Source organism: Burkholderia sp. Ac-20345 (assembly GCF_017104825.1).
GTDB classification, from domain to species: domain Bacteria; phylum Pseudomonadota; class Gammaproteobacteria; order Burkholderiales; family Burkholderiaceae; genus Burkholderia; species Burkholderia lata_B.
The window spans coordinates 22,356-40,309 of the sequence record NZ_JAAGPO010000087.1 but is presented as its reverse complement, the minus strand read 5'-3'; the positions used below and the strand labels follow the sequence as shown (position 1 = coordinate 40,309).

General features: G+C 65.1%; 17 protein-coding genes and 1 pseudogene. 12 read left to right on the top strand and 6 right to left on the bottom strand.

Going from position 1 to position 17,954, the window contains the following annotated elements; all coding sequences use genetic code 11:
- On the top strand, positions 1-924 hold a 924-nt coding region (locus G3O06_RS27360), incomplete at its 5' end, for an SDR family oxidoreductase (RefSeq protein ID WP_205818104.1).
- Positions 925-979: 55 nt separating this feature from the next.
- On the opposite strand, the gene hpaR is transcribed toward G3O06_RS27360, so the two are convergent.
- The gene (gene hpaR, locus G3O06_RS27355) at positions 980-1,420 is read right to left on the bottom strand and encodes a homoprotocatechuate degradation operon regulator HpaR (protein WP_048245409.1); all 441 of its coding nucleotides are present in this window, start codon (positions 1,418-1,420) and stop codon (positions 980-982) included.
- 152 nt (positions 1,421-1,572) lie between these two features.
- On the opposite strand from hpaR, the gene G3O06_RS27350 reads away from it, so the two are divergent.
- From G3O06_RS27350 to G3O06_RS27315, 9 genes and pseudogenes are all read left to right on the top strand, one after another.
- Positions 1,573-2,262, top strand: a complete 690-nt coding sequence (locus tag G3O06_RS27350; RefSeq protein WP_205818103.1) for a fumarylacetoacetate hydrolase family protein — start codon at positions 1,573-1,575, stop codon at positions 2,260-2,262.
- A complete protein-coding gene (locus tag G3O06_RS27345; RefSeq protein WP_205818102.1) occupies positions 2,259-3,023 on the top strand; it encodes a fumarylacetoacetate hydrolase family protein in 765 nt (254 codons plus the stop codon). The genes G3O06_RS27350 and G3O06_RS27345 overlap by 4 nt, the downstream gene beginning before the upstream one ends.
- 22 nt (positions 3,024-3,045) lie before the next feature.
- Positions 3,046-4,509 carry a 5-carboxymethyl-2-hydroxymuconate semialdehyde dehydrogenase gene (gene hpaE / locus G3O06_RS27340; protein WP_174948728.1) on the top strand — a complete coding sequence of 488 codons (1,464 nt, stop codon included), beginning with the start codon at positions 3,046-3,048 and terminating at the stop codon, positions 4,507-4,509.
- A gap of 50 nt (positions 4,510-4,559) precedes the next feature.
- The gene (gene hpaD / locus G3O06_RS27335; RefSeq protein ID WP_205818101.1) at positions 4,560-5,408 is read left to right on the top strand and encodes a 3,4-dihydroxyphenylacetate 2,3-dioxygenase; all 849 of its coding nucleotides are present in this window, start codon (positions 4,560-4,562) and stop codon (positions 5,406-5,408) included.
- 33 nt (positions 5,409-5,441) lie between these two features.
- Positions 5,442-5,834 carry a 5-carboxymethyl-2-hydroxymuconate Delta-isomerase gene (locus tag G3O06_RS27330; RefSeq protein WP_205818100.1) on the top strand — a complete coding sequence of 131 codons (393 nt, stop codon included), beginning with the start codon at positions 5,442-5,444 and terminating at the stop codon, positions 5,832-5,834.
- Between the two features lie 20 nt (positions 5,835-5,854).
- Positions 5,855-6,658, top strand: a complete 804-nt coding sequence (gene hpaH / locus G3O06_RS27325) for a 2-oxo-hept-4-ene-1,7-dioate hydratase (RefSeq protein ID WP_089427639.1) — start codon at positions 5,855-5,857, stop codon at positions 6,656-6,658.
- A 12-nt stretch (positions 6,659-6,670) separates the two neighbouring features.
- Positions 6,671-7,477, top strand: coding sequence for a 4-hydroxy-2-oxoheptanedioate aldolase (gene hpaI, locus G3O06_RS27320; RefSeq protein ID WP_205818099.1), 807 nt, complete (start codon positions 6,671-6,673; stop codon positions 7,475-7,477).
- A gap of 31 nt (positions 7,478-7,508) precedes the next feature.
- A pseudogene (locus G3O06_RS49240) lies at positions 7,509-7,901 on the top strand (helix-turn-helix domain-containing protein).
- A 203-nt stretch (positions 7,902-8,104) separates the two neighbouring features.
- Positions 8,105-9,295, top strand: a complete 1,191-nt coding sequence (locus G3O06_RS27315; RefSeq protein ID WP_205818098.1) for a DUF6402 family protein — start codon at positions 8,105-8,107, stop codon at positions 9,293-9,295.
- Between the two features lie 806 nt (positions 9,296-10,101).
- On the opposite strand, the gene G3O06_RS27310 is transcribed toward G3O06_RS27315, so the two are convergent.
- On the bottom strand, positions 10,102-10,899 hold the full coding sequence (locus tag G3O06_RS27310; protein WP_205818097.1) for a helix-turn-helix transcriptional regulator: 798 nt from the start codon (positions 10,897-10,899) through the stop codon (positions 10,102-10,104).
- A gap of 95 nt (positions 10,900-10,994) precedes the next feature.
- Here G3O06_RS27310 and G3O06_RS27305 point away from each other — a divergent pair, with 95 nt between their 5' ends.
- Positions 10,995-11,246 (top strand): hypothetical protein, encoded by a 252-nt coding sequence (locus G3O06_RS27305; protein WP_174972220.1) that lies wholly within the window; start codon positions 10,995-10,997, stop codon positions 11,244-11,246.
- Between the two features lie 46 nt (positions 11,247-11,292).
- Positions 11,293-12,258 (top strand): zinc-binding alcohol dehydrogenase family protein, encoded by a 966-nt coding sequence (locus tag G3O06_RS27300; protein ID WP_205818096.1) that lies wholly within the window; start codon positions 11,293-11,295, stop codon positions 12,256-12,258.
- A gap of 189 nt (positions 12,259-12,447) precedes the next feature.
- Here G3O06_RS27300 and G3O06_RS27295 read toward each other — a convergent pair whose 3' ends face one another.
- The 4 genes from G3O06_RS27295 to G3O06_RS27280 form a co-directional block, all read right to left on the bottom strand.
- Positions 12,448-13,539 (bottom strand): porin, encoded by a 1,092-nt coding sequence (locus G3O06_RS27295; protein WP_205818095.1) that lies wholly within the window; start codon positions 13,537-13,539, stop codon positions 12,448-12,450.
- A gap of 168 nt (positions 13,540-13,707) precedes the next feature.
- Positions 13,708-14,775: an ABC transporter ATP-binding protein gene (locus G3O06_RS27290; protein ID WP_205818094.1), complete on the bottom strand. Its 1,068-nt coding sequence runs from the start codon at positions 14,773-14,775 to the stop codon at positions 13,708-13,710.
- A complete protein-coding gene (locus G3O06_RS27285; RefSeq protein WP_205818093.1) occupies positions 14,768-16,540 on the bottom strand; it encodes an iron ABC transporter permease in 1,773 nt (590 codons plus the stop codon). The genes G3O06_RS27290 and G3O06_RS27285 overlap by 8 nt, the downstream gene beginning before the upstream one ends.
- Before the next feature lie 100 nt (positions 16,541-16,640).
- Positions 16,641-17,741, bottom strand: a complete 1,101-nt coding sequence (locus G3O06_RS27280; RefSeq protein ID WP_174996453.1) for an ABC transporter substrate-binding protein — start codon at positions 17,739-17,741, stop codon at positions 16,641-16,643.
- Between the last annotated feature and the right edge of the window lie 213 nt (positions 17,742-17,954).

Genomic DNA, 17,954 nt, shown 5'->3' with positions numbered 1-17,954 from the left:
ATCGTCGGTGCGCTCGGCGACGTGTGGCAGGGCGCCGACGCGCCGCGCCTCGCCGCCGCGACGCACGTGATTCATTGCGCAGGCCATGCGTCGCCGGCCGATGGCGCGCACCTGCGGGCCGACATCGCCGATGCGGTGCGCTTCGCTGAACGCTTCGCACGGGCGCCGCGCCTGCAGCGCTTCGTGTATGTCGGCACGGCCTACGCGCATGCGGGCCGCGGCGGGATCGTGCAGGAAGAGGTGGCGGGCGACGCGGCGAACGACATCGCGCGCGACGAAGAAGGCCTGCCGGGTGCGGTGCTCGCGGCGGACTACCTGCACGCGAAGGCGGAAACCGAGCAGCGCCTGCGCGCGCTCGGGCTGCCGCTCGTCGTAGTGCGGCCGTCGCATGTGGTCGGCCACACGGTGCTTGGTACGCGCCCCGCGCCGAATTCGTTCTGGATGTTCCGGCTCGCGCATGCCGCGCGCCGCTTCACCGCGCGGCCGATGACGCGCATCGACATCGTGTCGGTGGACGACGTGGCGCGCGCGACGATGCTGCTGGCCGTCAAGCCGACGCTTGCGCACGACCTGTATCACGTGTCGGCCGGCGACGAGGCGCCGCAGGTCGCGCAGATCGTGCGCGCGATGGACGAGGCGGCGGGGATGACGGGCGCGCCGCGCTACGCGGCGTGCGCGCCGGCCGAGTTGCCGCTCGTGGTGCGCGATGTGCTCGGGCGGAACGATCCGGCACTCGAACGCGTGATCGGCCGGGCGCTGCAGCGCTGCGGGGAATTCGCGACGGTCGATCGCGTGTTCGACAACCGCCGCGTGCGCGATGAAATCGATTTCGAGCCGTTGCCGTTCATCGATTACGTCGAAGAATGCATGCGCACGTCACGTGGCGTGGCCGTGACCGAGCTGATGCGCGGCGCGCTGCACTGATCGCCCGCGCTGCACCGGCCCCTGTTCCCGCGTCTGGCGGGAGCGGGGGCTGTCATCACGTGTTGCCGCCGAGCTCGATGAGCCGGTCGAGCGCGCGATAGATGTCTTCGAGGCCGTCCTGGCCGAACCGCGACTCGAGCTGCCGGTACTGCTCGTCGATCCGCGGACCGATTTCCGTGACCAGTTTCCTGCTTTGCGGCGTCAGGCTGACCAGCAGCCGGCGCTGATCTTCCTGCGCGCGTGTGCGCGTGATCAGGCCGTCGCGCTCCATCCGTTCCAGCACGCCCGTGAGGCTCGGGCTCAGGATGCAGCAGCGCCGCGCGATCTGTCCCGCTTCGAGCGCATGCGCCGGTTCGCCGTCGAGCACGCGGATGATCCGCCATTGCTGTTCGGTCAGCGCGAATTCCTTGAGAATGGGGCGAAACAGGCCCATCAGCGTTTCGCGGGCCTCGAGCAGCAGCATGGCCAGGTTGCGATGGTCGAGCGTACGGTTCATCGGGATGAGCAGTGGACGGGGACGCATCAATCTTAACAGCCGCGGGTAGTGAATTTCGCATATCAGGGTAATCGAGGTTGCCAGCGCCCGATTGTTTACTTAAGATATTAACTATTGACGATGCGCCGCGACGCGCGGCAGGGGAATGACGCATGGAGCTGTCTTGCACGACCGCCGCGGCGCCGCCGTTGCCGGTCGCCATCGGTACCGTCTACGGTGCGCTGCTCAACGAGCGCGCGGCACTCGACGCGCTTGGCGATGCCGTGAACGCACCGCCTTACGGCCGCCCGCCGAAGGCACCGATCCTGTACATCAAGCCCGCCAACACGCATGCGGCCGACGGCGCGGCCGTCGTCGTGCCGGCCGGCGTCGACGCGCTGGAGATCGGCGCGTCGGTGGCCGTCGTGTTCGCCCGGCGCGCGACGCGCGTGCCGGCCGAGCAGGCGCTCGACTACCTTCACGGCTTCACGCTGGCGAGTGACGTGTCGGTGCCGCATCCCGATTACTACCGTCCCGCGGTGCGCTTCAAGTGCCGCGACGGTTTCTGCCCGCTGGGCCCGGCCATCGTGCCGGCAGCCGCGCTTGGCGATGTCGACACGATCGGCCTGACCGTGCGGATCGACGGCGAGGTGGCCGTATCCACGTCGACGGCCACGCTGATTCGCTCCGTGCGCGAACTGATCGCCGACGTGACGGCCTTCATGTCGTTCGATGCGGGCGACGTACTGCTGCTCGGCGTCGCGGGCGGCGCACCGCGCGCCCGCGCGGGCAGCACGATCGAGATCGCCGCCGCCGGTATCGGCACGTTGCGGCACACGCTGATTGCGGAGGAAGCACGATGAAGACGGCGCGCGTGATCTACAACGGCGCACTGCATGCCGCCGAACCGGCCGGCGACGGCGCAATCCGCCTCGATACGGGGAGAGTCGTCGCCGAAGAGGTGGTCGAATGGCTGCCGCCGGTCGCGCCGCGCACGACGTTCGCGCTCGGCCTCAACTACGCCGACCACGCGAAGGAGCTCGCGTTCAAGGCGCCGGGCGAGCCGCTGATTTTCCTGAAGGGGCCGAACACGTTCATCGGCCACCGGTCGCGCACCGTGCGCCCGGCGGATGCCACTCACATGCACTACGAGTGCGAGCTGGCCGTCGTGATTGGCCGGCCCGCGCGCAACGTGAGCCGCGCGCAGGCGCTCGACTACGTGGCCGGCTATACGGTCGCGAACGACTACGCGATCCGCGACTATCTGGAGAACTACTACCGCCCGAACCTGCGCGTGAAGAACCGCGACACCTGCACGCCGCTCGGGCCGTGGTTCGTCAGCCGCGACGAGATCGGCGATGCGGGCGACCTGACGCTGCGCACGACGGTGAACGGCCAGGAGACGCAGCGCGGCAGCACGCGCGACATGATCTTCGACGTGCCGGCGTTGATCGAGCACATCAGCGGCTTCATGACGCTCTCGCCGGGCGACCTGATCCTGACCGGCACGCCCGAGGGGCTGGCGGATACCAAGCCGGGCGACGAGGTCGTGACCGAGATCGAAGGGATTGGCCGGCTCGTGAACACGATCGTCGGCGAAGCAGACTACTATCGCGCCGGCTGAGCCCGTCGCCCAAGGAGAGAGCATGACCATCAAGCACTGGATCGACGGCCGCGAAGTCGAGAGCCGCGAGACGTTCACGACGCTGAATCCCGCGACGGGCGATGTCATCACCGACGTCGCATCGGGCGGCGAGGCCGAAGTCGACGCGGCGGTGCGCGCCGCGAAGGAAGCCTTCCCGAAATGGGCGAACACCCCCGCCAAGGAGCGCGCGAAGCTGATGCGCAAGCTCGGCGAGCTGATCGAGAAGAACGTGCCGATGCTCGCGGCGCTGGAGACGCAGGACACCGGCCTGCCGATCGCGCAGACGAGCAAGCAGCTGATTCCGCGCGCGTCCGAGAACTTCAACTTCTTCGCGGAAGTGTGCGTGCAGATGAACGGCCGCACCTATCCGGTCGACGACCAGATGTTGAACTACACGCTGTACCAGCCGGTCGGCGTGTGCGCGCTGGTGTCGCCGTGGAACGTGCCGTTCATGACCGCGACGTGGAAGACGGCGCCGTGCCTCGCGCTCGGCAACACGGCCGTGCTGAAGATGTCGGAGCTGTCGCCGCTGACGGCCGACCAGCTCGGCCGCCTCGCGCTCGAAGCCGGCATTCCGCCGGGCGTGCTCAACGTCGTGCAGGGCTATGGCGCGACGGCCGGCGATGCGCTCGTGCGCCATCCGGACGTGCGTGCGGTGTCGTTCACCGGCGGCACCGTCACCGGCAAGCGGATCATGGAGCGTGCCGGTCTCAAGAAGTATTCGATGGAACTCGGCGGCAAGTCGCCGGTGCTGATCTTCGACGACGCCGATTTCGACCGCGCGCTCGATGCGTCGCTGTTCACGATCTTCTCGATCAACGGCGAACGCTGCACGGCCGGCTCGCGGATCTTCGTGCAGCGCACGATCTACGACCGCTTCGTGCAGGAATTCGCGCGCCGTGCGAACAACCTGGTGGTCGGCGATCCGTCCGATCCGGCCACGAATCTCGGCGCGATGATCACGCGCCAGCACTGGGAGAAGGTGACGGGCTATATCCGCATCGGCGAGCAGGAAGGCGCGCGCGTGGTTGCCGGTGGCGCGGACAAGCCGGCGGGCCTGCCCGACCATCTGCGCAACGGCAACTTCGTGCGGCCGACCGTGCTGGCCGACGTCGACAACCGGATGCGCGTCGCGCAGGAAGAGATCTTCGGTCCGGTCGCCTGCATCATTCCGTTCGAGGACGAAGACGAAGGGCTGCGGCTCGCGAACGACACCGCGTACGGTCTTGCTTCGTACATCTGGACGCAGGACGTCGGCAAGGTGCATCGCCTCGCGCGCGGCATCGAGGCCGGGATGGTGTTCGTGAACAGCCAGAACGTGCGCGACCTGCGCCAGCCGTTCGGCGGCGTGAAGGAATCGGGCACCGGACGCGAGGGCGGCGAGTACAGTTTCGAGGTGTTCGCGGAGATCAAGAACGTGTGCATCTCGATGGGTTCGCATCACATTCCGCGCTGGGGCGTGTAACGGGCGCGGGTCGTCTGGCAGCACGAAAGAACCATACGGAGACTTGAACGATGGGCAAACTGTCCCTCGCCGCAAAAATCACGCACGTGCCGTCGATGTACCTGTCGGAAATGCCCGGCAGGCATCACGGCTGCCGCGAGGCGGCGATCCGCGGCCATCAACTGATCGGCGAGCGCTGCCGCGCGCTCGGCGTCGACACGATCGTCGTGTCGGACGTGCACTGGCTCGTCAACGCCGGCTATCACGTGAACTGCAATGCGCAGTTCGGCGGCACGTACACGAGCAACGAGCTGCCGCATTTCATCCGCGACATGCAGTACGCGTATCCGGGCAACCCGGCGCTTGGCAGGCTGATCGCCGAGACGGCCACCGAGCGCGGGATCGCGACGCGCGCGCACGAGATCGACAGCCTCGAACTCGAATACGGCACGCTCGTGCCGATGCGCTACATGAACGCCGACCAGCACTTCAAGGTCGTGTCGATCGCCGGCTGGTGTATGTGGCATCAGCTCGACGAAAGCCGGCGCTTCGGCGAGGCGCTGCTCGAAGCGATCGAGAAGAGCGATTCGAACGTCGCGTTTCTCGCGAGCGGTTCGCTGTCGCACCGCTTCAACGACAACGGCAGCCCCGAGGAATCGATCCACGAGATCAGCCGAGAATTCTTCCGGCAGGTCGACCTGCGCGTGGTCGAGCTGTGGAAGCAGGGCGATTTCAAGACCTTCTGCGCGATGCTGCCCGAGTACAACACGCATTGCCACGGCGAAGGCGGGATGCACGACACGGCGATGCTGCTCGGCTTGCTCGGGTGGGATCGCTACGACAAGCCCGTCGAGATCGTCACCGACTATTTCGCGAGTTCGGGCACCGGACAGATCAACGCGATCTTTCCGGTGTCCTGACCGCTGCGCCACGCATTCGACAGGAGACTAACCATGCCCCATATCGTCGTCGAATACACCGCGAACATCCGCGACGACGCGCGCATTCCCGCGCTGCTGCGCACGATCAACGCCACGCTGATCGCGCAGGGCAGCGTGTTCCCGACGGGCGGCATCCGCTCGCGCGCGATCGAACTGCAGGACTACTGCGTGGCCGACGGCACGGAGGACGATGCGTTCGTCCACGTGACGCTGAAGATCGGCTCGGGCCGCAGCGACGAGACGAAGAAGGCTGCGTGCGACGCGCTATTCGATGCGATCAAGGCGCACTTCGCGGAGCTGTACGCGAAACGCTACCTCGCGCTGTCGATGGAATTGACCGAGTTCAGCGAAAGCGGCTCGTACAAGCACAACAACATTCACGCCCGCTACAAGCGGGCCGGTTGAACCCCATTCCCGATCCGACCATGCTCGAACCCGCCATCATCGACCAGCTTGCGCAGCGTCTGCACGACGCCGAGCGCGAGCGCAAGCAGATCCGCCAGATCTCGCTCGACCATCCCGACATCACGATCGACGACGCGTATGCGATCCAGCGCACGTGGGTGGCCCTCAAGCTCGCGGAAGGCCGCACGCTGAAGGGCCACAAGATCGGCCTCACGTCGAAGGCGATGCAGAACACGTCGCAGATCGACGAGCCGGACTACGGCGCGCTGCTCGACGACATGTTCTTCGCCGACGGCGGCACGATTCCCACCGGCCGCTTCATCGTGCCGCGCGTCGAGGTCGAGCTCGCGTTCGTGCTCGGCAAGCGGCTGACGGGCCCGGACTGCACGATCTTCGACGTGTACGACGCGGTCGACTATGTGGTGCCGGCGCTCGAGATCATCGACGCGCGCAGCCAGTCGATCGATCCTGATACGAAACGACCGCGCAAGGTGTTCGACACGATCGCCGACAATGCCGCGAACGCGGGCGTCGTGATCGGCGGGCGGCCCGTGAAGCCGCAGGACGTCGACCTGCGCTGGGTCGCGGCGATCATGTCGCGCAACGGCGTGGTCGAGGAAACGGGCGTCGCGGCCGGCGTGCTGAACCATCCGGCGAACGGCGTCGCGTGGCTCGCGAACCGGCTGGCGCGCTTCGACGTCGCGCTGGAGCCGGGGCAGATCGTGCTCGGCGGTTCGTTCACACGGCCGTGCGCGGCGCGGCCGGGCGACACGTTCAGCGTCGACTACGGTCCGCTCGGGACGATCCAGTGCTACTTCGAATGAGGTGAGCGAGCGATGCAGATTCCTTCGAATGTCTTCAAGGCCGCGCTTGTACGTGGCGACGCGCAGATCGGGCTGTGGCTCGGGCTCGCGAATCCGTACAGCGCCGAAGTCGTCGCAGGCGCCGGTTTCGACTGGCTGCTGATCGACGGCGAGCATGCGCCGAACACGGTGCCGACGATCCTCGCGCAACTGCAGGCGATCGCGCCGTATCCGTCGCATCCGGTCGTGCGCGTGCCGTGGAACGATCCGGTGATCGTCAAGCAGGTGCTCGACCTTGGCGCGCAGACGTTGCTCGTGCCGATGGTGCAGAGCGCGGATGAAGCGCGCGCGGCGGTGGCGGCGACGCGTTATCCGCCGCACGGGATTCGCGGTGTCGGCAGTGCGCTGGCGCGTGCGTCGCGGTGGAATCGCGTGGGCGATTACCTGCATCGCGCGAACGACGAGATGGCCGTGCTCGTGCAGGTCGAGACGCGGGCGGGGCTCGATGCGATCGATGCGATTGCGCGGGTCGAAGGCGTCGACGGCGTGTTCATCGGGCCGGCGGATCTGGCTGCGGACCTTGGACATCTCGGCAATCCGGGGCATCCGGATGTGCAGGCGGCAATCGACGGCGCGATCCGGACGATCAAGGCGGCCGGCAAGGCGCCAGGCATTCTCAGCGCGGATGAGGCGGCCGCGCGGCGCTATCTGGAAGCGGGGACTTTGTTCGTTGCGGTTGGGGTCGATACGACGCTGCTGGCGAGGAGTGCGGAGCGGTTGGCTGCGCAGTTCAAGGGGAAGGGCGAAGCGGCCGTGAAGAAGGGGGATGGGACGTATTGAGCCAAGTGGGATCTTGCCCGTCGAGCGCGGGATGCAGGCGACTGACGAAAGGCCGCGCATGCCGGCGCCTTATCTCGCAACGCGAAGTGATTTGCAGCCCATTCAAATCTTCGACGACAGAATCGCACGCATCCGGTTGAGCTTCCCACGCCTGCTTTGAGTCTGCTGGTGAATATCCTCGCGGAGTTGGCCGACCGTAACGCGGTCAAGGCGTACCCATTCATACCGAATTGACAACCTAGGAAGCGGCAAAATTTCTCAATGCTTCTCGTCCCCACCTGGTCACGCTGCTTGAACCGGATGCGTTGCCATAGTCAAGCATCGGCGCATACGCTTTTCCGATTTGATGCATTACAAGGCAGAGCGCGGTCAGGCGAGTGCCGACGCAAGGTGGGCTCAGGCGTTGCGGACGCTCGACGAATGACGAGTTCGCCGTTTGCAGTTGTCTACAATGGTCGGGAAGGATTTCGTTCGACTATCTGGCCCGTGACAGGCACGCGCGACAAGTGCTTCTACAAGTTTGTTGCGACTCGCTCGATGCGGCACTGTTGATTAGTGGTGGTGCGCGGCATTGTTGGGTTTCGTGCGGCATTGTAAGGTCGACGACTCTACAATCCGAGTGAAAGCATGACGCGCTATAACAATAGGATTCCATACTTCAAGATCAACAAGCTAGTTTGGACGTGGAAGCTATGTGAGGGGGACGATGCGGGCATCCCGGTGTGCGATGTCGGTTTATCAATGGCAATGGCTCCCCCAGTAAAGGCGTCACCAGAAAAGCCATCTACGCCCATCGCGCGGGCCGACAAGCGGGATTCGCTCGATAAGATGGTGGACGACATCGAAAGAATTGCGGGCGCATTTTCACGCTTCAAGAAATGGTTGGACACGCCTGATCCGCCCAAGCGACCGAAACCGGTGGAGAAGGAAAAGGAAGTGCCGCCTTTCGATATTCAGCAAATCCCAGACGCCATGCGCAAGGAGCATATGCCAGTTTCGGCGAAGCTGATGGAGCGATGGTTTTCTGGAGAGCTTAACTATTCGATCACACCAAAGGACCAGCAGAACGAGATCAACCAGAATGGCGATCTCTACCCTGAGTCGATGGTCGATCGAACCACCATAAAACTAGATTGGGTTCTTAGGCATACGCGTGCAAAAAAGCAATACGATAATCTCATAAATGACGCCATATATAGCCCGCGCGCATATGAAATCCTTAAGGATATTCTTGGTCGCTATAGTAGTCGCGGGGATGTATCGCCCTGGGAAATAAGCGGTAACGATATCCGAAAACTACACAAGCAATTTCAGTTCCAGCGAGCGGCGGTAGAGAGTTCATTTGAACAGAAAGCATTGCAGGCTGTTCGGCGGTTTCCGGAAGGAGGCGTTCCCGACGATCTAACTGGTGCGTTGGGGGCATTCAATCTATATGCGGCAGTGGCTCGCGCTACTTTCGATGCTGAAAATAAGAGCGCGACGGTTACGCATATTGTCGTATACGTGAGAGATGGTTATTCCTTTGAGGGGCCTGCGGATTCGCGGTCGCAGTATCTAGGTCATTGGGGGAAAGGCGGCGTGATAATCGTGCCGATTTACGCGGCGGCGAATCTTGCGGATCAGCCTTGGTTTGATTTTCCCATAGTGACAGGCGGCACGGCCTCAAACCTCTATGAACCCGGGAAAACATACTATCCGGTTCGAAATCGCTCGTTCCGAGAGTGGCAAGCTAAGTGCGGTCGAGGTGGAGATTTCATAATTTTTTCCGACTATAAGCCAATCATGCTGGCTAAGCCAATAACGGTGTATTTTGAATGAACGGGTTGGCGACTGCTATGCAAGGAGCGGGGATTGTTGTGCTCGCGGAAATTGTGGTGTTTGCAGTAATTGCATGTCTTATAATGGTTGTTTTGTATGGAATATCGCATAAAGAGGGGCGTGTCACACGAATGAAGTCGGGAATGAAGACGCTAGGTTTCGCTCTGGCATTTGTCGCTTTTCTGTGCTGGGCCGGTTCTTACTATCAGGATGCACGCATACGTGCCCATGCAACACAGTTTGATACCGAGCGATCGAGAAACGACGGGGGCCGTTACACGGCGCAATACGCGTACCTAGGCAGAGATCGGATCCTTTTGCGACTCTATCGGACATCCGACATGCAATTGCTTGCCGAGCGGACTTACGAGTATCCGGATGCCGTCCGCTTGGTGTGGACTACGGAATCCTTGATATTCGATACTGCTGTTGATAGGGATGGCGAGATTAAGCTTCCGCCTACACATTTCGATCGATTCACGGCGATGTTGCCGTAGATGTCGGTGATCTGGCAAAGAAGAGGTCCCGGGCCCGTGAAGCCGCTTCGTGATTTTCGTGTGTGATTAGACGCTAAAGCGTACACATTCTCGACGAGTGCGCTTGCTGCGCAATCGTTCCGATTTGCTCGCCGAGCAGCTCGAGCGGACTTCATGTCTGATGGATCGGGTGATGCCCAATGCAGGTATCTCGATAACCTGCAACGCCAGGGCATGATTCAGCCTTGCGAGGCGCTTAAAGCCTATCGGAAAATCCATTGGACTGCTGTTGCGCGATAAGTTGGTTCGATGCGATACGCGAATTACTCGCTATGCCGCGCTTAACGGCTCCCGCCCATCCTCCATATACCTCCCCGGCGTCGTCCCCAGCGCACGCCGGAACATGTCGATGAACGCGCTCACATTGTCGTACCCGAGATCGAGCGCGATCGTCGTCACCGGCACGCCGTCGGCGATGCGCTCCAGCGCCCGCAGCAACCGTGCCTGCTGACGCCACTGCGCGAACGTCAGCCCCGTCTCCGCGACGAATCGACGGCTCATCGTCCGCGCACTGATGCCGGCCCATTCGGCCCATTCCTCCAGCCGCCGGTTGTCCGCGAGATCCGCGGCAAGCGCATCGGTGATCTTCATCAACCTCGGATCCTGCGGCCGCACCAGCCCCAGCGCTTCGACCTCCGACGATGCGATTTCATCGAGGATCACGTCGGCGATCCGCGTCCGCGCGGCATCCAGTTCCGAATCCCCCCAACTTGCCGCGCGCTGCACGGCTTCGCGCAGCAGCGGCGTCGTTCGGATCGCCCGCGGGGTATCCGGCAGATCCGCACAGCGCGCTTCGGCGACAAATGCCGACCAGCCGGAAATCGGTCCGAACGAGCGCAGCGAATGCCGGCAATGCGGTGGAATCCAGATCGCGTGAATGGCTGGCACGACCCAGTCCTGGTCGTCGAGACCGATCGTCAGCAGCCCGCTCAGCGCGCCGACGAGCTGGCCGCGCGCATGCGAGTGGGAGGGCGTCACGCGCGGGTCGCGTTGCGACAGGACGGCAGCGACGACGAACGGGCCGTCGTCGGACGTGACGAATCGGGCGGGAAGAAGTGGATCGGACATGGCCGGAAATCGGTATCGAATGGCCGTTATACCGGAGATCGGCCGGATTCGCACGCCTAAACTGCATCCATCGATAACAACCGGAGTACGACACGATGCGAGCCGAACAGATGCTTCCCGACCAAGCCGACCGGATCGAGGTCGACGGAACGACGATCCGCAAGGGCACCGTCGGCGCGTTCCTGGTCAACGCGCGGGTGCTGACCGACCCGAACGCCGCGCCCGCCGACCGGGCGCGCGCGGAAGCCGACACGATCGACGCATTGCCCGCGTTGCGCGCGCTCGGCCTGTTCGACGTGCTGGACGTACGCGATCCCGCGCTGCGCGCGTGGCTCGACGCACGCTGACGCGCACCGGAACCGTCGATCGAGAATCCCGATTCAAGGAGTCACCATGAAAGCAGCAGTCGTGACGGGCGCCGGCGAGCGTCCCGTCCATATGGAATTCGAAGCGCCGCGTGCGATGCCGGGCCACCGCCTGATCGACGTGACGGCGTCCGCGCTGAGTCGGATCGCGCAGGCGCGTGCGTCCGGCACGCATTACTCGTCGGACGGGCGTTATCCGTTCGTCGTCGGCGTCGACGGCGTGGGCCGTCTCGACGACGGGCAACGCGTCTATTTCTTCGGCTCGCCCGCACCGTTCGGCGCGATGGCCGAGCGCACGATCGCACCCGATACGCGGTGCGTGCCGTTGCCCGACACGCTCGACGACGTGACGGCCGCGGCGATCGCGATTCCCGGGATGTCATCGTGGGCCGCGTTGACCGAGCGTGCGCGGCTCGTCGCGGGCGAGACAGTGCTCGTGAACGGCGCGACCGGTACGTCGGGGCGTCTGGCGGTGCGGATCGCGAAGCATCTCGGCGCCGCGAAGGTGATCGCGACCGGCCGCAACGCGGCCGCGCTGCAGGCATTGCTCGGCGCGGGCGCGGATGCCGTCGTGTCGCTGCAACAGGACGACGCACATCTGGCGCGGGCGCTCGAGCCGCATTTCCGCGCGGGCGTGGACGTCGTGCTCGACTATCTGTGGGGAAGCAGCGCACAGGCGCTGCTGGTTGCTGCGGCGAAGGTGACCCCCGACGGCCGCCGGCTGCGTTTCGTGCAGATCGGCTCGATCGGCGGCGCGGACGTGCTGTTGCCGGGTGCGGTGCTGCGGGCGACGGCCATCGAACTGATGGGCAGCGGCCTCGGCAGTGTGTCGCTGCCGCGCCTGCTGGCTTTGGTGCGCGGTGTGTTCGACGCGGCCGGGCCGGCGAGCCTGACGATCGAGACGCGGGCCGTGCCGCTGGCGGACGTCGGCGTGCATTGGAGCGACACGAGCAGCCTGGTGCGACCGGTGTTCACGATGCGCGAAAGCGGATGACGATGGGGCGGTGCGCCGCCTGGCCGCACGCGCGGCTGGCACCGTTTGCGCACGCGATCTCGTCAGGATACCGATTGGTCCGGCGAACCGCTTCGTGCAACCACCCAGGGCAGGGTGGCCAGCCGCGAGCCGCGAGCCGCGAGCCGGTAACGCGGCGCGCAACGCGCGCGCCGCCACCCGCCGTCAGGCTCAGAACCGCTGCTGAATCCCGGCCGTCACGCCGACCTGCGTGGTGCCGTAGCCGTTGACATCGCGCGATACGCCGACCTTCTGCCCATGCTGCCCGATCGCGAATGCACCAGCCGCGTACAGCACCGTGCGTTTCGACAGCGCGTATTGCGCGCGCATCGATACGAGCGTCGGATCGGCATCCGTGCCGCCCTTGATGTTCTGGTGATACACGGCACCAATCAACGAGAACGTCGGCGTGAACTGGTACGAGCCGCCGACCCAATACATGTCGCTCAACTGGTTCGCGGCGCTCGTGTGATACGTGCGCTTGTAGTTGCGGTAGCCGGCCATCGTCTTCAGGTTGCCGAAGTCGTAGCTCAGGCCCGCATGAATCCCCTGGATGTAGTTGACCGGATCGGCCGGCGTCACGCTGTCGGCTGCGCCGTTCTGCCGGTCGAACGCGACCACCGCGGCGAACGGGCCGCCCTCGTAGCCGATCGCCGCATCGTACTTCGAGCTGGTCTTCACGCTGCCGGGCACGTTGCCGAAACCGTACATCGCGCCGAACTTGAAGCCGCTGAATTCGCCGTCGTAGCGCACCGCATTCGACGAACGCGTGAACATGCCGTCCTTGCGGCCGCCGGTTGCCATCGACGACGTTGCCCACGAGTAGTTCTGCGCATAACCCATCGGGTCGAACGGCAGCATGTAGTCGTAGGTGACGGTGAAGTTGCGGCCGAGCGAGATCTCGCCCCACTTGCCCTTCAGGCCGACGGTTGCGCGGCGCCCGAAGATCGAGTCGGGGCCGTCGTCGGACGCGCCGTTCGCGAGATCGATCCCGCTTTCGAGGCGGAACACGGCCTTCAGCCCGCCGCCGAGGTCCTCGACGCCACGCAGGCCCCAGCGCGACGTGTTCTTGTTGCCGGACTTGAGCTTGTACGAATTGCCGCCTTCCGGCGCCGCGTGGTTGGCGAACTCGATGCCGGCATCCATGATCCCGTACATCGTGACCGACGACTGTGCGTGCGCGGCGCCTGCGGTGAGGCCGGCGACGGCGGCCGAGCCGGTCAGGACGGCGGCGCGAAGGGAACGTTCTGCGCGTGACTTCATTGACGGTGTCTCCTTGGTTCTTGTGAGTGGGTGAAACTAGGCGAAACGGGGTAAAGCGAATGCGGCGCGCGGCACGCCGCGGCGGACGCCCGAAGACGTCCGCCGGACATGCCTGTCATGACACGGCGGAAAGCGCGCAGGTGGCGGGCGGGGCGCCCGCCGCGCGGGTCAGCCCGCTTTCGCGAACGCCCAGCAGTCGTTGGTCGGGAATTCGATCCAGTGCTTGCCCGCTGCGCGCGGCACGTGGCCGAACGCGCGCAGGCGCATCTCGCCGCAATGGAACAGGTATTCCCAGCGGTCGCCGAGATACATCGACGTGACGAGGTCGGCCTGCAGCCGGTTCGCGCCCGGGCCGTCGGTGACCTGCACGCGCTCGAGGCGGATCACGGCCTGCGCGTCCTGGCCCGGCGCGAACGTGTCGCGGGCCACGGCCTGCAGTTCCCAGCCGTCGCCGGCGAGCGTCACGCGTTCGCCGTCGACGGCCGCGACGCGCGCGTCGATCCGGTTGTTGCTGCCCATGAACTCGGCCGTGTACAGCGAGCGCGGCGCGCCGTACAGCTCGGCCGGCGTGCCTTCCTGCTCGATGCGGCCGTTGCGCAGCAGCAGGATGCGGTCGGACATCGCCATTGCCTCGGTCTGGTCGTGCGTTACGCACAGGGCCGACAGACCGAGCGACACGATCAGCTCGCGCAGCCACGCACGCGCTTCCTCGCGCAGCTTGGCGTCGAGGTTCGACAGCGGTTCGTCGAGCAGGATGACCGGCGGGTTGTAGACGAGCGCGCGCGCAATCGCGACGCGCTGCTGCTGGCCGCCCGACAGTTGATGCGGAAAGCGTTCCGCGAGATGGCCGAGGCCGAGCTGGTCGAGCGCGGCCTGCACGCGGCGCTTCTGTTCGGCCGGCGCGACGCGGCGCAGCTTCAGCCCGTAACCGACGTTGTCGGCGACGGTGCGGTGCGGCCACAGCGCGTACGACTGGAACACGAGGCCGAGCGAGCGCTGCTCGACGGGCAGGTCGACGCGCTGCGCGCCGTCGAAGAACACGCGGTCGTCGAGCTGGATGCGGCCGTCGGACGGCTGTTCGAGGCCGGCCACCGCGCGCAGCAGCGTGGTCTTGCCGCTGCCCGACGCACCGAGCAGGCACACGACTTCGCCGGCCTTCAGTTCGAACGACACGCCCTTGAGGATCGGATTGGCGCCGTAGCTGAGGTGCAGGTCGTCGACGATGAGCTTATCCATGAAGTTTCACTCCGAAACGCAGGGCCACGCCGAGACCGGCGCCGACCATCGCAATGTTGATGACAGAAAGCGCGGCGACCTGGTCGACGGCGCCGGTCGCCCACAGCGACACGAGCAGCGCGCCGATCACTTCGGTGCCGGGGGACAGCAGGTAGACGGCCGTCGAATATTCGCGCTCGAAGATCATGAAGATCAGCAGCCACGCGGCGAGCAGGCCGAAGCGCACAAGCGGCAGCGTCACGTCGAGCGACACGCGGCTGCGCGTCGCGCCGACGCTGCGGCCGGCTTCCTCGAGTTCGGGGCCGACCTGCAGCAGCGCGCTCTGGATGAGCCGCATCCCGTACGCGAGCCACACGACCGTGTACGCGATCCAGATGCTCCACATCGAGTTCTTCAGTTCGCGCAGCCCGGGGACGAACAGGAAGATCCACAGGAATGCGAGGCCGGCGAGCAGGCCGGGCACCGCGCGCGGCAGCAGCACGAGGTAGTCGAGCAGCTTGGTGGCCCAGTCGGGGCGGCGGTGGCCGGCGAACGCGACGAGCGAGTAGAAGCCGATCGCGAGCGCGCCGCCGATCACGCCGATGCCGAGCGTATTGATGATCGCGCGCACCAGGTTGTCCTGCTCGAACAGTTCGATGAAGTTCGACAGCGTCAGCACTTCGGCGAGCGCGACGCCTTCGCCCCAGTTGGTCACGAACGCGCGCAGCACGATGCCCGAGATCGGTACGATCACGGTCAGCATCAGCCACAGCGAGACGATCGCGAGCGCGACCCAGCGCCATACGCCGAGCGGCAGCACCGTCGCGCGGCCCGCCTTGCCCTTCACGGTGACGAAGCGGTTCGCGGTCTTCAGCAGGCGGCGCTGCAGCAGCACGAGCGGGAACGTGATCGCGACGATGCACACCGCGACCGCGGCCATCAGGTGATACGACGGCACGCCGAGCTTGTTGGTCAGCTTGTACAGGTAGGTCGCGAGCACGAGGTGGCCTTCCGGATCGCCGAGCACGAGCGGCAGCCCGAACACTTCGAAGCCGAGGAAGAACACGAGCACGCCGGCGAACAGCAGTGCGGGCATCGTCATCGGCAGGCTGACGTCGAGCGCGACGCGGAACGGGCGGGCGCCCGTCACGCGGGCGGCTTCCTCGACGTCCGAGCCGAGGTTGCGCAACGCGGCCGACGAATACAGGTACACGTGCGGCACGTGCGTGAGGCCGACGATCACCGTGATCGCGAAGATCGAGTACACGTTCCAGGGCACGCTTTGCACCCCGAACAGTTCCTTGAACCACACCGAGTAGAAGCCGACCGGGCCGGCCGCGACCACGTAGCCGAACGCGAGCACCATCGGCGACACGAACACGGGCGTGAGCAGCAGCGGTTCGAGCCAGCGGCGGCCGGGCAGGTCGGTGCGCACCATCAGGAACGCGAGGATGCCGCCGAGCGGGATCGAGATGAACAGCATCCCGCCGGCGATGATGAACGAGTTCTTCACGGCCGACCAGAAGTCGGGATCGCTGAAGATGAAGCGGAAGCCTTCGATGCCGAGCGTCTTGTTCGCATCGAAGAACGGCGCGGACAGCAGGCTCTGGAACAGGATGAAGCCGAGCGGCAGCGCGACCGCGATGGTCAGCACCGCGACGACGATCCAGCGCAGCATGCCGGCGAGCGGCTGCAGGCTGTTGACCGCCAGCGCGGGAATCGCGTCGCGCTGGCCGGTGGTGGGCGGAACGGCCGGCGCCGTTCCGCGTGTGCTGGTTGAAAGCATGAGTTCGCCCCTGCGGCCATCCGGATGGCCGCCTCCAGGAAATCAGTGAGGGAAAGGGGCCGCCCGCGCGATGTTCGGCGGGCGGCGGTCAGTCAGCGGATCAGCGCTTGATCGCTTGCTGCCATTGCTTCAGGAAAGCGAGGCGCTTCGACTGGTCGAGATAGACGAGCAGGCCGGTGCCGATCTGGATCGGCTTCAGCGAATCGCCGAGTTCCTTCGTGAGGCTCGCGGCCGACGTTTCGCCGGTCACGTCCGCGCGGATCGCGTACAGGTTCGCCTGGTTCGCGATCAGCGTCTGGCCGCGCTTGGACAGCAGGTAGTCGACCCACAGCTTCGCGGCGTTCGGGTTCTTCGCCTTCTTCGACACCGTAGCAAGGCGGCTCACGACCTGCGTGTAGTCCTTCGGAAACACGTAGCCGATCGACTTGTCCTTCTTCGCCTTCGCGTACGCATACGAACCGATGATGTTGTAGCCGATCAGGTTTTCGCCCGACGAGATGCGCTCCATCATCGCGCCCGTGCTCGATTGCAGCTTCGGGCCGGTCGCGCCCATCGCCTTCACGAGCTCCCACGTGACCTTTTCGTTCACGTGCGCATCCTGCGTCAGGTAGTTGAAGCCGACGCCCGATTTCTCGATGTCGTAGGTCGTGACCTTGCCCTTGAACTTGTCGGTCTGCGTGGTGAGCAGCTTGATCAGGTCGGCGCGCGTGGTCGGCACTTCGTTCTCGGGAATCAGGCGCTTGTTGTAGACGATTGCCAGCGGCTCGAACGTCGTGCCGTACGCCTGCTTCTGGTACTGCGCCCATTGCGGCACGTTCGCGCTTTCGGGCGAATCGTAGGACGCCATCTGGCCGTCGTTGACGAGCTTGACCTGCAGGTCCATCGCCGAGCTCCACAGCACGTCGGCGCTGGTGCTGCTCGCCGCGTTCTCGCTGATGTAGCGGTTGTACAGCTCGGTGCTGTTCATGTCGTTGTACTCGACCTTCACGCCGTACAGGCTTTCGAAGTCCTTGATCAGCGGGCGCACGAGGCCCGTGTCGGTCGTCGAGTAGACGATCAGCTTGCCTTCCTTCTTCGCGGCGTCGATCACGCCCTGGTAGCTCCCCGGATACCCGGCCGGAACCTGCGCGGCGGCGCTGCCGGCGGCAGTGCCCAGAACGACCGCCAGTGCGGCGGCGAGGTGCTTCGGTGCAAACGGCATGTCTTCCTCCAGTAACGTCTAGTGTTGTTCGAGTGGAGCGGATGTTAATTGCGGCGCACTTTCAGCCTGCTTTCATTTGGGTAAGCAATCGCGTCCTTTGTGTCATGGATTTCCCGAGGTCGCAGCGCCGGCAGCCGCGCGTTTCGCGGCGCGCGGCACGGTCAGGCAAGGGAGGGAGGCAGGTTGCCGCGGGGCGCGGCAACGATGGCAGGG

Bases quoted from the DNA above. Each gene is read 5' to 3' on its own strand.
- hpaR (WP_048245409.1), bottom strand. From the start codon at position 1,420: ATGAACCGTACGCTCGACCATCGCAACCTGGCCATGCTGCTGCTCGAG.
- G3O06_RS27350 (WP_205818103.1), top strand. From the start codon at position 1,573: ATGGAGCTGTCTTGCACGACCGCCGCGGCGCCGCCGTTGCCGGTCGCC.
- G3O06_RS27345 (WP_205818102.1), top strand. From the start codon at position 2,259: ATGAAGACGGCGCGCGTGATCTACAACGGCGCACTGCATGCCGCCGAA.
- hpaE (WP_174948728.1), top strand. From the start codon at position 3,046: ATGACCATCAAGCACTGGATCGACGGCCGCGAAGTCGAGAGCCGCGAG.
- hpaD (WP_205818101.1), top strand. From the start codon at position 4,560: ATGGGCAAACTGTCCCTCGCCGCAAAAATCACGCACGTGCCGTCGATG.
- G3O06_RS27330 (WP_205818100.1), top strand. From the start codon at position 5,442: ATGCCCCATATCGTCGTCGAATACACCGCGAACATCCGCGACGACGCG.
- hpaH (WP_089427639.1), top strand. From the start codon at position 5,855: ATGCTCGAACCCGCCATCATCGACCAGCTTGCGCAGCGTCTGCACGAC.
- hpaI (WP_205818099.1), top strand. From the start codon at position 6,671: ATGCAGATTCCTTCGAATGTCTTCAAGGCCGCGCTTGTACGTGGCGAC.
- G3O06_RS27315 (WP_205818098.1), top strand. From the start codon at position 8,105: ATGACGCGCTATAACAATAGGATTCCATACTTCAAGATCAACAAGCTA.
- G3O06_RS27310 (WP_205818097.1), bottom strand. From the start codon at position 10,899: ATGTCCGATCCACTTCTTCCCGCCCGATTCGTCACGTCCGACGACGGC.
- G3O06_RS27305 (WP_174972220.1), top strand. From the start codon at position 10,995: ATGCGAGCCGAACAGATGCTTCCCGACCAAGCCGACCGGATCGAGGTC.
- G3O06_RS27300 (WP_205818096.1), top strand. From the start codon at position 11,293: ATGAAAGCAGCAGTCGTGACGGGCGCCGGCGAGCGTCCCGTCCATATG.
- G3O06_RS27295 (WP_205818095.1), bottom strand. From the start codon at position 13,539: ATGAAGTCACGCGCAGAACGTTCCCTTCGCGCCGCCGTCCTGACCGGC.
- G3O06_RS27290 (WP_205818094.1), bottom strand. From the start codon at position 14,775: ATGGATAAGCTCATCGTCGACGACCTGCACCTCAGCTACGGCGCCAAT.
- G3O06_RS27285 (WP_205818093.1), bottom strand. From the start codon at position 16,540: ATGCTTTCAACCAGCACACGCGGAACGGCGCCGGCCGTTCCGCCCACC.
- G3O06_RS27280 (WP_174996453.1), bottom strand. From the start codon at position 17,741: ATGCCGTTTGCACCGAAGCACCTCGCCGCCGCACTGGCGGTCGTTCTG.